1 protein-coding gene is annotated in these 359 nt (G+C 52.6%); it reads right to left on the bottom strand.

Translation table 11 applies throughout. The features are described 5' to 3' along the window. The coding region (locus tag BWR59_RS31785; RefSeq protein ID WP_143491017.1) for an insulinase family protein at nucleotides 1-256 on the bottom strand (256 nt) is incomplete at its 3' end. Nucleotides 257-359: the final 103 nt, after the last annotated feature.

Raw genomic sequence — 359 nt, 5'->3', positions numbered from 1 at the left:
GAGCCAGCTCAGCTTCGCTTACTTCTTCCTGACCGAGACGAGCAAGTTCATTCAAAATAACTTGCTCAACTTGCGCAGGATCAGTCTCTGGAGTCAGCGTTGCAGCGATTATCATCAATGCAGGATCTTTCAGCTCATCATGTCTGCAAGCAACATCCATCGCCAGCCCAGTATCGATGAGGGACTTGTACAGTCGGCTGCCGCGGTCGTGCGAACCGCCAAGAATGTGCGAGATGACGTTAAGCGGGTAGTGCAATTCGTGTCTGGAAGATGGAGTTCTATGCCCTACCCAGACTCGGCAAAGGTCTCCTGGGAAGATGGAGTTCTATGCCCTACCCAGACTCGGCAAAGGTCTCCTG

The organism is Pseudomonas sp. Bc-h (genome assembly GCF_002080045.1).
Taxonomy (GTDB): Bacteria; Pseudomonadota; Gammaproteobacteria; order Pseudomonadales; family Pseudomonadaceae; genus Aquipseudomonas.
This window is presented reverse-complemented; position numbering and strand designations above follow the sequence as displayed.